Below are 14556 nucleotides of genomic sequence, written 5' to 3' on the forward strand. Positions count from 1 at the left end.
CCCGGCCCATGGAGGATCGGGCCCGCCGACTGCCAGGCCTGCTCCGGCGGACCGCAAGGCGGCCGACCTCTACGCGGCGGCGAAGCCGTCCCGACCGGCCCAGGAGAGACCGGGACGGACACGAACCCGGCTCTCCGGCCCCTCCACCCGCACGGCGTCGGAGGCGGCACCGCTACCGTGTCGTACGCCGGGACGACCCGGACGATCCGCCTCGCGCATGAGAACGCCCGCCGACCGGCCGAAGGAGCGCCGACGATGCCCCGCGCCGCACGCCCCCGCCGCCGCACCGCCCTGGCCGCCCTCTCCACCTGCCTGGTGCTGGGCTGCGGAGCCGGTGCGACACCCCAGGGGGCCGGGCCTGCCCGGCCGCCCAGCGCACCGGCGGAGCGGGGGGACGGCGTGGTCACCTGGGCCTCGTCGGCCGACCGCATCGGCGAAGCCGTCGACGGCCGCGGCTACCGGCTGGTGGTGCACACCAGCGTCGGCGGCAGCGGCCTGCGGGTGCGGCTGTCCAATGCCTTCGGCGATCAGCCGGTGACCTTCGGCAACGTCCACGCGGGCCTGCAGCGGGACGGGGCCGCGCTCGTCCCGGGCAGCAACAGACGCCTCACCTTCGACGGAGCGCGCTCCGTCACCGTCCCCGCCGGCGGCATCGTCTACAGCGACCCGCTGCCCGGGCATGTCCCCGCCGCGAGCTCGCTCGTCGTCAGCCTGTACGTCCCCCGGGCGTCAGGCGCGCTCACCGGGCACTGGATGGCGATGCAGACGTCGTACACCGCCGGGGGCGATCACACCGCCGAGGAGAGCGCGGCGCACTGGAAACAGCGGACCGGCTCCTGGTTCTACCTCGACGCCGTCACCGTGCGGCCACGGTCCGCGGCGGGCTCCGTGGTGGCCCTCGGCGACTCCGTCACCGACGGCTGGCAGTCCACCACCGACCTCAACCGGCGCTGGCCCGACTACCTCGCCCGCCGGCTGGCCGAGTCCCCCACGACGACCGTCGAAGGGGTGGCCAACGCGGGGATCGCCGGCAACAGGGTCCTGACCGACGTTCCCGGACAGAGCGCCCTGAACCGCCTCTCGCGGGACGCGCTCTCGCTGCCGGGCGTGCGCACGGTGTTCCTCTTCCAGGGCGTCAACGACATCAAGGCCGAGCCGGGCGCCACGGCCGCCAGGCTCATCGCCGGATACCGCGCCCTGGTCAACCGGGTGCACGCGGCCGGCAAGTGCGTCGTCGGCGCCACGATCGCCCCCTACAAGGGCTGGCGGGAATGGGACCCCGCCGGGGAGGCCGTGCGCCAGGAGGTCAACGCCTTCATCCGTAGCAGCGGCGAGTTCGACGCGGTCGCCGACTTCGACCGCGTCCTGCGCAGCCCCTACGACCCCGAGCGGATCCTGCCCGGCTTCGACGGCGGCGACCATCTGCACCCCAACGACAAGGGGATGCGGGCGATGGCCGACGCCGTCGATCTCGAGAGCCTCGACTGCGGGAGCCGCTAGGCCGTGTCCGCAAAGTCCCGCCTGCCCCGCGACGCCTGGCACGCTCCCCCACTGCCTTAAGGGCGTGGGAGGTGCCCCCACTCGCCGCACCGGGCGAAGCCCCAAGTACATCCAGTACGAGGGTCTCCGCCCGGCACGCCGAGAGCACGCACCAGACGCCGCGGGGCCCGCCCCCCGGGCGGACGACGGGACTTTGCGGACACGACCTAGCCCGGGTCAGGGGTAGGCACCGGCCGGCCGGTCGTGCCGGTCAACCGGACGCCGACGGCTCCGGGGTGATCAGACCCTCCCGGTAGGCGATCGCCACCGCCTCGCCGCGGCTCGAAGCGCCCAGCTTGGCGAGGATGTTGGAGACATGGACGCTCGCCGTCTTGCCGCTGATGAACAGTTCGTCGCCGATCTGCCGGTTGCTGCGGCCGAGGGCGAGCAGCCGCAGCACCTCCTGCTCGCGTGCGGTGAGCGTGCCGGCCCGGTCGCCGGCGCCCGGTGTGTCCGAGAGCCGGCCGCGCCGGACCAGGGCGTCGACCTGCTCCCGCAGCGGCGTGGCGCCGAGGTCGTCGGCGGTCTCCCGGACGGCTCGGGCCTCCGCCACCGCCTCCTCGCGACGCCCGGCCGCCACCAGGGCCTCGGCGTACCGCAACCGGCAGCGCGCCCGCTCGTAGACATCGCCGTACCCGAAGGCCTTCACCGCCTCCGACCAGGCCGCCGCGTCCGGCCCCGACACGGCCCTGAGCCACTCCGCCTCCGCCCGGGCCAGCCATGCCTGTCCCTCGGGACCCTGGGGCGTACCGTTCTCGCCGTGGGTGGCGATGGCCCGCGCCTGTTCCACCAGCTCGGTCGCGGTGTCCGTCCAGCGGCGGGCCGCGGCCTCGTCGCCGGTCAGCCGCAGTCCGGCGGCCGTGTCGGCCACCGGGGACAGCGCCAGGGCGGCGAGCCGGACCGTGACGCCCGGGCGGGGGACCGCCTCGTCGGCCAGGGCCGTGACCGTGGACCGCATCCACCGCACCGCGTCCTCGGGATCGCCGCGCAGCCCCGCGGCGTCGGTGAGCACGATGCCCGCGACCAGGGTGGCCATCCACTCGAAGGGCCCCTCCAGCAGGGCACGTGCCCGGTCGGCGGCCGCCAGATCGCCACGCGCCAGCGCCACGTACAGCGCGGGACCGACCGTGTAACCCCCGACCGCCGGCAGTACCTCGGCGTCGGCCGCCGCCGCGCGCACGCACTCGTCCCAGCGGCCCAGCACGTGCAGCACCAGCAGTCGCAGGTACCGCATCTCCAGCGGGTACGTCGAGGACAGCAGCCCGGCGCGCCGGGCCCGGTCCAGGCCCTCCGTCAGCCAGGGCACGCACTCCGCCAGGGCGCCGGACTCGTAGTAGCCCATCGCCAGGTTGAACAGGGCCCGCAGCTCCACGGGCGCGTTGCCCGAACTCCGGGCCAGCTCACGGGCCTTGAGCAGCCGCTCACGGCCCTCGGGGCCGCGCCGCCCGGCACCGTCGAACACGGCCAGGGAGATCAGCAGGTCCGCCTGAGCGTCGGTGACCCGCAGCCCCTCCGCCACCCCGAGGGCCCGGCGGGCGACCCGCAGCGCGGCCTCGTTCTCCCCGACGTGGCGTGCGGCCAGGACATGGGTGGCCGCCGCCCACACCCAGGTACGCGACGGAGGATCCTCGGGGATCATCGCCAGGGCCTCGCTGCTGTAGGCGAACGCCGCCGTCAGGCTGTCCACGCTCAGCAGGTTCCCGGCGAGGGTGTAGCGGACCCGGGCGGCGAGCTCGGAGCCGGTGTCCTGGCCGAGTTCGGCCAGCGCGGACCGGCTGAGGGAGACCGCGCGGTGCAGCTCCCCGGCGTGCGCGGCCGCCGCCGAGGCGCGCAGCGTCAGCGTCACCCGGTCGACGCCCCCGCCCGAGGGCCGGGCTTCGGGAACCACCGCGGGCCACAGATCAAGGGCCGCTTCCAGGTGCCGCTGCTCCTCGGCGGGCGCACCGACGCGCTGCGCGTGGTCCGCGGCCTCTAGGGAGGCGGCCAGCGCCTCGGCGAGGTCGTGGCTCTCGCGGTAGTGGTGGGCGCGCTCGGCAGCGCTCTCGGCGGTCCGGCCGCGCCCGGCGAGCAGCCGGGCGAACGCGCCGTGCAGTCTCGCCCGTTCCCCGGGGAGCAGATCCGCGTAGACGGCCTCACGGGCGAGGGCGTGCCGGAAGGAGTACGTGTCGTCGTCCCCGGCCACGAGAAGCTGCCGCCCCACCGCCTCCCGCAGCGCGGACTCCAGTTCCTCCTCGGGCAGCCCGACCGCCTTCCGCAGCACCTCGTGCTCCACCCGCCGCCCGGCGACGGCCGCGGTCCGCAGCACCTGCTGCGCGGTCTCGGAGAGCTGCTCGAAGCGGATCAGCAGCACGTCGGCGAGCCCGCCGGGCACCCCGGCGGGCTCCGAGTCGGTGGCCGCGAGCAGTTCCTCCGCGTAGAAGGCGTTCCCCTCGGCGCGCTCCACGATCCGCCGCACGGTGGTGTCCGGCAGCGGCCGGTGCTCCAGGGCACGCACCAGCCGGGCCACATCGGGGTCGGCCAGCGGCCGCAGCTCCAGCCGCTCCACGGCGGGCAGCCGTACCAACTCCGCCAGCAGCGGCCGCAGCGGATGCCGGCGGTGCAGGTCGTCGGCCCGGTACGAGGCGAGGACCGCCAGCCGGTGCCGGAGGACACCTCGGCCGAGCAGGAACCGCAGCAGATCCCGCGACGACTGGTCGGCCCAGTGCAGATCCTCCAGCACGAGCAACAACGGAGCGACATCGGCCACCTCGGCCAGCAGCCCCGCCATCCCCTCGAACAGCCGCAACCGCCCGTCGACGTCCCGCACGCCACCGGTCCCGGCCCCCAGCAACCGCTCGACCACGGGGTGCGCGGCGAGAGCGCCCTCGAACCGCTCCTCGGCGGCCAGCACCCCGAGAATCTCGGTGAACGGCAGATACGGCAGCCCGACGTCCCCGAGATCCACACAATGCCCGGTGACGACGGTCATCCCGGCCTCGGCGGCCCGCCCGGCCATCTCGTCCAGCACCCGCGTCTTACCGACCCCGGCATCCCCGGCGACCAGCACGGCCCGAGCCTCACCGGCACGAGCACGCTCCAGTACGCCGGAAAGCCGGGCGAGTTCGGCATCCCGCCCGACAACGGGCGTGACCGATGAAGCCTGCGGCAACGAAACCAACCCTCTTTTTTCAGGGGCGCGGGGAACTGCGCGATCAACCACACACAACCCGCTGCCGCCACCGAACGACAAGCCCCGAGCTCCTAGGCCCGCAACACCTTCGCCCAATCCACCGGCACCCGCCCCGCGGGCCCCGGCGTCGGCTGATCCGCAGGATGACTCACAGGCGGGGCCAGTTCAGGCCCGGCCTCGTACAACTCGTTCGCCGAGTAGTCCCAGTACCAGTTCTCCCCGGGCTCGAAGCTCTGCACCAAGGGATGCCCGGTGGCCCGGAAATGCCCCGTCGCGTGCTTCGCGGGGGAACTGTCGCAACACCCCACGTGCCCGCACTGCGCACACCGCCGGAGATGGAACCACCACCCCCCGGCCGCATCACAGTCGACGCACCCGTTACCGCTGGGCGGCACGCTCGGGTCGATCCCGTTGTCACGACTGTCGTCGCTCATGAAGGCTCCTCCTCGACCGATGTGAGCGGAAGCAGCACCTGGAACCGTGTGTCCCCCGGCTCCGACTCCACCTGGATGCTCCCGTGGTGCTTGTTGACCACGATCCGCCAGGAGATGTCGAGGCCGAGCCCGGTCCCCTCACCCACCGGCTTCGTCGTGAAGAAGGGGTCGAAGATCCGCCCCCGGTCCGCCGCCGGGATACCGACGCCCGTGTCCCGGAACTCCACCAGCAGCCGGTCGTGGTCCGGAGCCGTCCGCACGGTGAGCGTCCCCTGGCCGCCCGCGCTGTTGATGGCCGACACCGCGTTGTCGATCAGGTTCGTCCACACCTGGTTGAGCTCCGCCGGGTACGCCGGAATCCTCGGCAGCGTCCGGTCGTACTCCTTGACGACCTTGATCTCCTTGCCGATCTTGGCCGACAGCATCAGCAGGGTGGAGTCGAGGAGTTCGTGCACATCGGCGTTCTGGAAGGGCGCCCGGTCGAGCTGCGAGTACTGCTTCGCCGCGTCGACGAGATGCGAGATGCGTGTGGTGGAGTCGTTGATCTCGTCCATGAGCAGCTCGGTCTCGACCGTGTAGTTGAGCCAGCCGATCGCGCTCGGCAGGATCTCCTCGGCCACGGCCGCCGCGACCTGGTCCAGCCAGTCCACGTCGAGACCGGCCTGGACGAAGGTGGGCGCGATCCGCCAGCCGTCCGGGATGCCCTGGTCGTCGAGCCAGTCGCTGAGCGCGTCCTCCCGGTCGGAGGCCTCCAGCGGACTCAGCGTGGGGGCCTTGGCGACCCGCTCGGCGGTGCGCTCCTGGATGTCGATGAGGTTCGCCATGACCTCGGGCGAGTACGAACCCTGCGCGATGATCGCCAGCTTGTGCCGCATCTTGCCGACCCGCTCCCGCAGGGTCGCGGTCGCCCGTACGGCCGCCGCGGCGGGGTTGTTGAGCTCGTGGGTGAGCCCCGCCGACAACGAGCCCAGCGCCAGCAGCCGTTCGCGCTGCCCGATGGCCCGCTGGGTGCTCTTCGAACCGAAGAACAGCCCCTCCAGCAGATGCACCGCCATCGGGAACCACTCCTGCATGATGTCCGCGAACGTGTCGGCGGGCAGCACGAAGAACCGCGTCGGCTCGGTGACGCGCATGGAGTTGTTGTATACCTGCCGCACCCGGTCGCCCAGGTACGCCTGCATGGATCCCGCGTACACCCCGCGCTGGGAGGTCCGGGTCACCTCCACGTCGTCCCCGCCGACGCGGCGGTACAGCACGACCGTGCCCTCGAGCATCACGTAGAAGCAGGTGGCGGGCTCGCCCTCGGTGTACACCGGCCCGGGCTCGAACCGCTCCACCCGTCCCTCGCCGCACAGCCTGCCGAGCTGCTCGGGCGTGAGCTTCTCGAACAGGAACAGCGCCCCGATCTCCTGCGGGTTGCAGGGCATCGACTGCCCGCTCATGACTGCTCCAGATACCGGTGGACGAGCATCACGGCCATGGCTCCCTCTCCGACGGCGGACGCGACGCGCTTGGCGGACTCGGCGCGGGCGTCGCCCGCCACGAACACGCCGGGCACGTTGGTCTCCAGGTGGTACGGCGGCCGGTCCAGCTCCCAGTCCTGCGGCGGGCGGCCGTCGGCCGTCAGGTCGGGTCCCGCGAGGATGAACCCGCGTTCATCCCGCAGCACCGTGCCGTCCAGCCAGTCGGTCAGCGGGGCCGCGCCGATGAACACGAACACCCACTGGGCGTCGACCTGTTCGGTGTGCCCGCTGTCCACGTCCCGCAGGGTCAGTTGTTCCAGGTGGCCGTCGCCGTGCGCGGCCTCGACGACCGTGCGGGAGCGCACCTGGATGTTCGGCGCCTCGTCTATCTGCTGGATGAGGTAGTGCGACATCGAGGCAGACAGCGACGGGCCGCGCACCAGCAGCGTCACCGACTTGGCGCCCCGGGAGAGGTACATCGCCGCCTGCCCGGCCGAGTTGGCGCCGCCCACGATGTACACGTCCTGGCCCTGGCAGGAGGGGGCCTCCGTCAGGGCCGAGCCGTAGAACACACCGCACCCGGTCAGGTCGTCGCAGCCGGGCGCCGCGAGCTGCCGGTAGGACACGCCGGTCGCCAGGATCACGCTGTGCGCGGCGACCGCCGAGCCGTCGGAGAACCGCACGATCCGGGCGGCGCCGTTGACCTCCAGGGCCGTCACCTCGCGCGCGGTGAGGATCTCGGCGCCGAACTTGGACGCCTGCCGCCTGGCCCGGTCGGTGAGCTGTGCCCCCGACACACCGTCGGGGAAGCCCAGGTAGTTCTCGATGCGCGAGCTCTGCCCGGCCTGGCCGCCGGTCGCCGACCGCTCCACCAGCACCGTCCGCAGCCCCTCGGAGGCGCCGTAGACGGCGGCGCCGAGCCCTGCCGGTCCGCCGCCGATCACGACCAGGTCGTAGAAATCGGCCGTCGGGGTCGTCGCCAGCCCCACCCGGGCGGCCAGATCGACGGCCTCCGGTTCGACCAAGGGCGCCCCGTCCGGCGTGATGACCACCGGCAGCCGCATCCCGTCCGTGCCGGCCGCGGCCAGCAGCCGCCGCCCCTCCGGTTCCTCGGCGGAGTACCAGCGGTACGGCACCTGGTTGCGGGCCAGGAACTCCCGTATGTCCGAGGAGCGCGAGGACCAGCGGTGCCCGACCACCTTGGTGCTGGGCACCGGCCGGAAGTCGCTGGTCCGCCACGCCTGGAGCAGATCGTCGAGGACCGGGTAGAGCTTCTCCTCGGGCGGGTCCCACGGCTTGAGGAGGTAGTGGTCGAGGTCGACTACGTTGATCGCGTCGATCGCCGCGTTCGTGTCCGCGTAGGCGGTCAGCAGCACCCGCCGAGCGCCCGGGTACACGTCCAGGGCTTGTTCGAGGAACTCGATGCCGTTCATCTGCGGCATCCGGTAATCGGCCAGGATCACCGCCACGAGATCGCCGCGCAGCTTCAGCTCCCGCAGCGCGTCGAGCGCGGACTCGCCGGACTCCGCGCGCACGATCCGGTACGACGCGCCGTACCGCCGCCTCAGATCCCGGGCCACGGCCCGGGAGACCCCCGGGTCGTCGTCCACGGTCATGATGACGGTCCGTGCCGCGTCGGCGGCCTGTGCCATACGTCCCCCACACCGGGCGGTCGACTACCGGTACGGCGCCCCGGGCACCGCACCGACCTTCGCCCATCGTATGTTCGATCGCCCCGCCGCGCTCCGATACGGAGATCAGCTCCGGCTGCCTCGGCTCACCGACGGGGGGTAGTGAAGACTGAGCAGCACGCAGTGACTTCCCACAGGAGGCAGCCGGATGACACGCCCGATCACCGCAGGGGTCGACGGATCGCAGGAGAGCATCGCCGCCCTGGCCTGGGCGGCGCGCGAGGCGGTGCGGCGCGGGACGGGGCTCAGGGTGGTGCACGCCTGGCGGCCCCAGCCTCAGGAGGCGCCCGAAGCGCGCATCGCGGGGGACGCCGACAGCCAGGCGGAGTGGGTGCACAGCGCCGTGACCGAGGCCGTCGGGACCGTCACCGAACGGCACCCGGACCTCGACGTGACCACCGACGTCGTGGAGGGGCCGGCCGTCGACACGCTGGTCGCCGCCGCTGCCGACGCCGAACTGCTGGTGCTGGGCTCGCGCGGGCACGGACCGATCGTCGGCTTCCTGCTCGGCTCGGTCGGCCAGCAGGTGATCGCGGAGGCCGCCCGGCCAGTCGTGCTCGTCCGCGCGGGCGACGAGGCCTCGGCCGAGGCCGCCGGGCGCGAGATCGTCGTGGGCCAGCAGGGCGACCCGGAGGACAGCGCCGAGGCGCTGCGGTTCGCGTTCGAGACGGCGGCCGCGCGCGGGGCGACCGTGCGGGTCGTACGGGCCTGGACCCTGCCGCCGGTGTTCGCCTACAGCCCGGGCTCGCTGAAGCTCCTCGACGAGGCCGGGGGACTGGAGCCGTACGAGAAGCAGGGCCTGGACGCGGCGGTCCGGCCCTGGCGGGAACGCTTCCCGGACGTGCCGGTGAGGGAGCACGTGGAGATGGGCAGTGCCGGCCAGGTGCTGCTGTCGGTGGCCGGGACGGCCCAGCTGATGGTCGTCGGCCGCCGGGCGCACCGTACGGCCGTCGGCGCCCGGATCGGCTCGGTGGCGCACGGGGTGCTGCACCACGCGGACTGCCCGGTCGCCGTGGTGCCGCACGGCTGACGGCCGCGCCGGCTCAGTCCGCGGTCGGCTGCAGGGTCTTGCGGGCCTTGGGCAGGATGTTGCGGATGTAGTCCTCGACCGCGGTGTCGATGCCGATGTCGTGCTGGGCGCGCTCGGACATGTACCAGCGGTGTTCGAGGAGCTGGTGGTAGATCTCCGCCGGGTCCACGGCGCCGCGCAGCTCGGGCGGCACGGCCCGCACGGTCGGCCGGAACACCTCCCGCACCCAGCGGTGGGCGAGGACTTCCGGGCGGGCGCCCAGGGGGTCGCCCGGGGCGTAGTCGTCCTGGGTCGCCATCCAGCTCTCCAGGTCGTTCAGCAGCCGCCGGGCCTGGTTCTCCTCCGTGTCGAGGCCGGTCAGGCGCAGCAACTGCCGCTGGTGGTGGCCCGCGTCGACGACCTTGGGCACGAAGCTGACCGTGTCACCGTTCGAGGCGTGCTCGATCTGCATCTCGGCGACGTCGAAGCCGAGTTCGTTGAGGCGGCGGATCCGGCGCTCGATGTACTGGTACTGGCCGGCCGGGTAGACGGAGGTGCGGGTCAGCTCGTCCCACAGGCTGCGGTAGCGGGCACAGATCTCCATGCCGAACTCGATGGGATCCACGGACGGGTGCAGGGCCCCGGACGCCTCCAGGTCCAGCAGCTCCCCGCTGATGTTCACCCGGGCGAGGTCCAGGTCGTACTCACGCTGTCCGACGCTGAGCTGCGGATGCAGATCACCGGTCTCGGCGTCCACCAGATAGGCGGCGTAGGCACCCGCGTCCCGCCGGAAGAGCGTGTTGGACAGCGAGCAGTCGCCCCAGGCGAACCCGGCCAGGTGCAGCCGCACCAGCAGCACTGCGAGCGCGTCCATCAGCCGGTGCATGGTGGCCGGGCGCATGGTCGTCTCGAACATCGAGCGATACGGCATCGAGCCGCCCAGATGCCGGGTGATCAGGACGCTCTCCAGCGGGGAGCCGTCCGCGGCGGTGCGGCCGGTCACCACGGCGAGGGGGTCCACCGACGGGATGCCGAGCCGGTCCAGGTCGCGCAGCATGTCGTACTCGCGCTGCGCGGGCCGCTGGGCCAGTTCCTTGACGGCGATCACCTCGTCGCCGGCCCGGGAGTAGCGCACCACGTGCCGGGAGATACCGCGCGGCAGCGGCACGAGGTACTCCTCCGGCCACTCCTCGAGGGGCACGTCCCAGGGCAGTTCCAGCAAGAGCGCGGGATGCTCCGGGTTGGTCGCGCTGATCTGCAGTGCCATGGGCCGGGTGTCCTTGTCTCGCCGCCGATCGTCACATCAGATTAAAGGGCGAGTTCGCGGGCCCGGAGCGCGGCGTCCCGCACCGGACCCCGGTGGACCGGCCCGTGCCCGGGCAGCAGCAGCTCGCCCTCCAGCTTCGCGAGCAGATCCAGGGAGGCCACGGCACGCGGGCGCTCGTGGTGGAACATGTCCGGCAGCAGCTGCGGCCCCTCGATCCGCGAGGTGGCGTGGCCGCTGACCAGGGCGTCGCCGGAGATCAGCACGCCGGTGCCCGGCACGTGGTAGGCGCAGTGGCCATCGGTGTGGCCCGGTGTGTGCACCGGCACGGGCCGGCCGGGCAGGTCGAGGGCACCCGCAGTCGGGAACGACTCGGGGGCCGTGACCGGGTTGTGCGTCGTGCCGCCGGAGCGCAGCGCGTGCACCACCCACGGCAGGACACCGGGCCGCCAGGCGTTCTTCAGCACCGTCCCGACGGACACCTGGTGCAGGAATTCCCGGCGCGCGTGCGGCACTTCGGCCTCGTGCAGATAGACGGGCGTGCCGTAGGTGGCGCGCAGGTACTCGGCGGAACCCAGGTGGTCGTTGTGCGCGTGCGTGATCAGCACGGCCGCGACCGCCTCCGGGGAGCTGCCCACCTCCGCGAGCGAGGCGAGGACCTGCTCCCGGTCGCCGGGGTAGCCGGTGTCGACCAGCGTGACGGCGTCCCCCTCCGTGAGGATCACCCAGTTGGTGTTGGAGCCGTGCACCAGGTAGGTGCCGTCCGCGACTTGCCGTACGTCTGCCCGCATGATCGCCCCGCGTTCCGTGGTCCCAGCCCGACGGGAGAAGGAAAGCAGACCCCACGGCAGGCGGAATCACCGGGTCCGCAGTCAACGTGCCCGCGCGACAGGGCGGTCAGGGCCGTCTCACTGCACGCCGTGCGGGCGGAACTGGACGCTGATGCGCGGCCCGGTCGCCCGCGTGCTCTTGGGGACGGAGTGTTCCCAGGTGCGCTGGCAGGAACCGCCCATCACAACGAGGTCCCCGTGGCCCAGGGGCCGGCGCACGGTCTCGCGACCGCCCCGCATCGGGCGCAGCAGCAGATCCCGGGGTGCTCCCACCGACAGGATGGCGACCATCGTGTTCTCGCGTGCGCCGCGTCCGATCCGGTCGCCGTGCCAGGCCACGCTGTCCCGGCCGTCTCGGTAGTAGCAGAGCCCTGCCGTGGTGAACGGCTCGCCCAGTTCGCCGGAGTAGTGGGCGGTAAGGGCGTCCCGCGCCTCGTCCAGCACCGGGTGCGGCAGCGGGTCGTCCGCGCCGTAGAACGCGAGCAGCCGGGGGACGTCGACGACGTGGTCGTACATCGTGCGCCGCTCCGCACGCCACGGCACCTCGGCGGCCAGCTGTTCGAACAGGTCGTCGGAACCGCTGAGCCACGCCGGGAGGACGTCGAGCCAGGCGCCGAATCCGAGGTCGGTGCGGCTGATCCCGTCGAGAGGACCGAGGCGCAGCTCGTCGGTCTGGTCGAAGAGGGAGCCCTGGAGGTGCATGAGCCCAGCGTACTCCGTAATCGAAAATATGTTCCATCGAATTGGGGAGGGCTCCATGACGCGAGGCTTTCGATACATCGGTGTATCGAATACAGTCCTGTATCGAAAGGGGGCCGGAGATGGCCGTGGAGGGAACGACGGGGCGTGTGACCAGGCGCCGGGTGCGCACGCGGGCCAACCTCCTGGACGCCGCGTTCTCCGTGTTCGCGGCCAAGGGCTTCGGGCACGTCTCCATCGAGGAGGTCTGCGAGGCCGCCGGCTACAGCCGAGGCGCCTTCTACTCCAACTTCTCCAGCCTCGACGAGCTGTTCTTCGCCCTCTACCGAGAGCGGGCCGACCTGATCGCCGAGCAGGTGTCGGGGGCCCTCGCCCTCGACGGCCCCGGCCTGGACGTGCCGGCCGCGGTGGACCGCGTCACCGAGGTGCTGCTCCTCGACCGGGACTGGCTCCTGGTGAAGACGGACTTCCTCGTGCACGCGGCCCGCGACCCGGACGTGGCGCGCAGCCTGCTGGAGCACCGTGCGCGGCTGCGGCAGGCGATCGCCGACCGGCTCGGCCGGGCCCGCGGGCACACCGCGCTGCCCGCCGTCCTGGGCGACACGGACGGCGCCGCCCGCGCCGTGGTCGCGGCGTACGACGGCGTCACCACGCAACTGCTGCTGGACCGGGACGTCGAACACGCCCGCGTCTGGCTGAAGCAACTGCTCACGGCCCTGCTGACCGACGGCAGCGGCACCCCCGATCAGAACTGAGGAAGGGAACGGTCGCCATGGATGCCGACGTCATCGTCGTAGGAGCGGGCCTCGCCGGCCTGGTCGCCGCACACGAGCTGACCAGCAAGGGCCGCAGGGTCGCCCTCGTCGACCAGGAGAACGCCGCCAACCTCGGGGGACAGGCCTTCTGGTCCTTCGGCGGGCTGTTCCTCGTCGACTCGCCGCAGCAGCGGCGCCTGGGCATCAAGGACTCCTTCGACCTCGCCTGGAGCGACTGGCGCGGCAGCGCCGGCTTCGACCGGCTGGAGGACGAGGACTCCTGGGCCGTGCGCTGGGCGCGCGCCTACGTCGAGTTCGCCGCCGGGGAGAAGCGGTCCTGGCTGGACGGGCACGGCATCACGTTCCTGCCCACCGTCGGCTGGGCCGAGCGCGGCGACCTCACGGCGCACGGGCACGGCAACACCGTGCCCCGCTTCCACATCGCCTGGGGCACCGGCACCGGCGTGGTCGAACCGTTCGTGCGCTACGCCAAGCAGGCCGCCCGCGACGGCCTGCTCACCTTCCACCACCGCCACCGCGTCGACGAACTGGTCGTCGAAGGCGGCACCGCCCGGGGCGTACGCGGCACGGTCCTGGCCGACGACTCCGCACCCCGCGGCGTCGCCTCCAACCGCGACCCGGCCGGCGAGTTCGAACTCACCGCCCAGGCCGTCATCGTCACCAGCGGCGGCATCGGCGCGAACCACGACATCGTCCGCCGCCACTGGCCCGAACGCCTCGGCACCCCGCCGCAGGAGATGGTCACCGGCGTACCCGCCTACGTCGACGGGCGGATGCTCGACATCAGCGCCCGGGCGGGCGTACGGCTGGTCAACCGCGACCGCATGTGGCACTACACCGAGGGTCTGCGGAACTGGGACCCGATCTGGCCCGGCCACGGCATCCGCATCCTGCCCGGGCCGTCCTCGATGTGGTTCGACGCCCTCGGCCGCCGTCTGCCCGGGCCCTGCCTGCCCGGCTACGACACCCTCGGCACCCTGAAGCACCTGCGCACCACCGAGGACATCGCCGGGTACGACCACTCCTGGTTCATCCTCAGCCAGAAGATCATCGAGAAGGAATTCGCGCTGTCGGGCTCCGAGCAGAACCCCGACATCACCGCCAAGGACCGCGCCGGGTTCCTCAAGGAACGCATCCTCGGCAAGGGCGCGCCCGGACCGGTCGACGCGTTCCTGCGCAAGGGCGCCGACTTCGTGACCGCGACCGGCGTCGAACAGCTCGTCGCGAAGATGAACGACCTCACCGACAAGCCGCTCCTCGACGCGGCCGGGATCAAGCGCCAGATCGAGGCCCGCGACCTGCAGATCGCCAACCCCTACGCCAAGGACGCCCAGGTGCAGGGCATCCGCAACGCCCGCCGCTACATCGGCGACCGCCTCGGCCGGGTCGCCACCCCGCACCGCATCCTCGACCCGGCGGCCGGCCCTCTGATCGGCGTCAAGCTGAACATCCTCACCCGCAAGACCCTCGGCGGCATCCAGACCGACCTGGACTCCCGCGCCCTCGGGGCGGACGGCAAGCCGGTGGAGGGGCTGTACGCGGCCGGCGAGGTCGCCGGTTTCGGCGGCGGCGGTGTCCACGGCTACAACGCCCTGGAGGGCACCTTCCTCGGCGGCTGCCTCTTCTCGGGCCGGGCGGCGGGCCGAGCGGCGGCGAAGCAGACCGCCTGACGGGACCGGGCC

The 14556-nt window shown here is 72.7% G+C and carries 11 protein-coding genes; 4 read left to right on the forward strand and 7 right to left on the reverse strand.

Going from position 1 to position 14556, the window contains the following annotated elements:
* Positions 1-255: 255 nt before the first annotated feature.
* Positions 256-1500, forward strand: a complete 1245-nt coding sequence (locus ACWIF2_RS10715; RefSeq protein ID WP_454359789.1) for an SGNH/GDSL hydrolase family protein — start codon at positions 256-258, stop codon at positions 1498-1500.
* 250 nt (positions 1501-1750) lie between these two features.
* Here the strand turns inward: ACWIF2_RS10715 and ACWIF2_RS10720 are convergent, their stop codons facing one another.
* The 4 genes from ACWIF2_RS10720 to ACWIF2_RS10735 all read right to left on the reverse strand — a co-directional run bounded on the left by ACWIF2_RS10720 (position 1751) and on the right by ACWIF2_RS10735 (position 8257).
* Complete coding sequence (locus tag ACWIF2_RS10720) at positions 1751-4687, reverse strand: helix-turn-helix transcriptional regulator (RefSeq protein WP_454359790.1); 2937 nt, start codon at positions 4685-4687, stop codon at positions 1751-1753.
* 92 nt (positions 4688-4779) lie between these two features.
* On the reverse strand, positions 4780-5142 hold the full coding sequence (locus ACWIF2_RS10725; RefSeq protein WP_454359791.1) for a UBP-type zinc finger domain-containing protein: 363 nt from the start codon (positions 5140-5142) through the stop codon (positions 4780-4782).
* Positions 5139-6584, reverse strand: coding sequence for an ATP-binding protein (locus ACWIF2_RS10730; protein WP_454359792.1), 1446 nt, complete (start codon positions 6582-6584; stop codon positions 5139-5141). The genes ACWIF2_RS10725 and ACWIF2_RS10730 overlap by 4 nt, the downstream gene beginning before the upstream one ends.
* Entirely contained in the window at positions 6581-8257 is a 1677-nt protein-coding gene (locus ACWIF2_RS10735) for an FAD-dependent oxidoreductase (RefSeq protein WP_454359793.1), read from the reverse strand. Before ACWIF2_RS10735 ends, ACWIF2_RS10730 begins: the two co-directional genes overlap by 4 nt.
* A gap of 187 nt (positions 8258-8444) precedes the next feature.
* Between ACWIF2_RS10735 and ACWIF2_RS10740 the strand changes: the two genes are divergently transcribed.
* A complete protein-coding gene (locus tag ACWIF2_RS10740; RefSeq protein ID WP_454359794.1) occupies positions 8445-9326 on the forward strand; it encodes a universal stress protein in 882 nt (293 codons plus the stop codon).
* 13 nt (positions 9327-9339) lie between these two features.
* Here the strand turns inward: ACWIF2_RS10740 and ACWIF2_RS10745 are convergent, their stop codons facing one another.
* The 3 genes from ACWIF2_RS10745 to ACWIF2_RS10755 form a co-directional block, all read right to left on the reverse strand.
* Positions 9340-10572, reverse strand: a complete 1233-nt coding sequence (locus ACWIF2_RS10745) for a DUF4032 domain-containing protein (RefSeq protein WP_454359795.1) — start codon at positions 10570-10572, stop codon at positions 9340-9342.
* A 41-nt stretch (positions 10573-10613) separates the two neighbouring features.
* Entirely contained in the window at positions 10614-11360 is a 747-nt protein-coding gene (locus ACWIF2_RS10750) for an MBL fold metallo-hydrolase (protein WP_454359796.1), read from the reverse strand.
* Between the two features lie 117 nt (positions 11361-11477).
* Complete coding sequence (locus ACWIF2_RS10755) at positions 11478-12101, reverse strand: alpha-ketoglutarate-dependent dioxygenase AlkB (protein WP_454359797.1); 624 nt, start codon at positions 12099-12101, stop codon at positions 11478-11480.
* Positions 12102-12220: 119 nt separating this feature from the next.
* Between ACWIF2_RS10755 and ACWIF2_RS10760 the strand changes: the two genes are divergently transcribed.
* Positions 12221-12853 (forward strand): TetR/AcrR family transcriptional regulator, encoded by a 633-nt coding sequence (locus ACWIF2_RS10760; RefSeq protein WP_454359798.1) that lies wholly within the window; start codon positions 12221-12223, stop codon positions 12851-12853.
* Between the two features lie 17 nt (positions 12854-12870).
* Positions 12871-14544 carry an FAD-binding dehydrogenase gene (locus ACWIF2_RS10765; protein ID WP_454359799.1) on the forward strand — a complete coding sequence of 558 codons (1674 nt, stop codon included), beginning with the start codon at positions 12871-12873 and terminating at the stop codon, positions 14542-14544.
* Positions 14545-14556: the final 12 nt, after the last annotated feature.

The sequence above is a fragment of the Streptomyces sp. NPDC055506 genome, assembly GCF_053643595.1.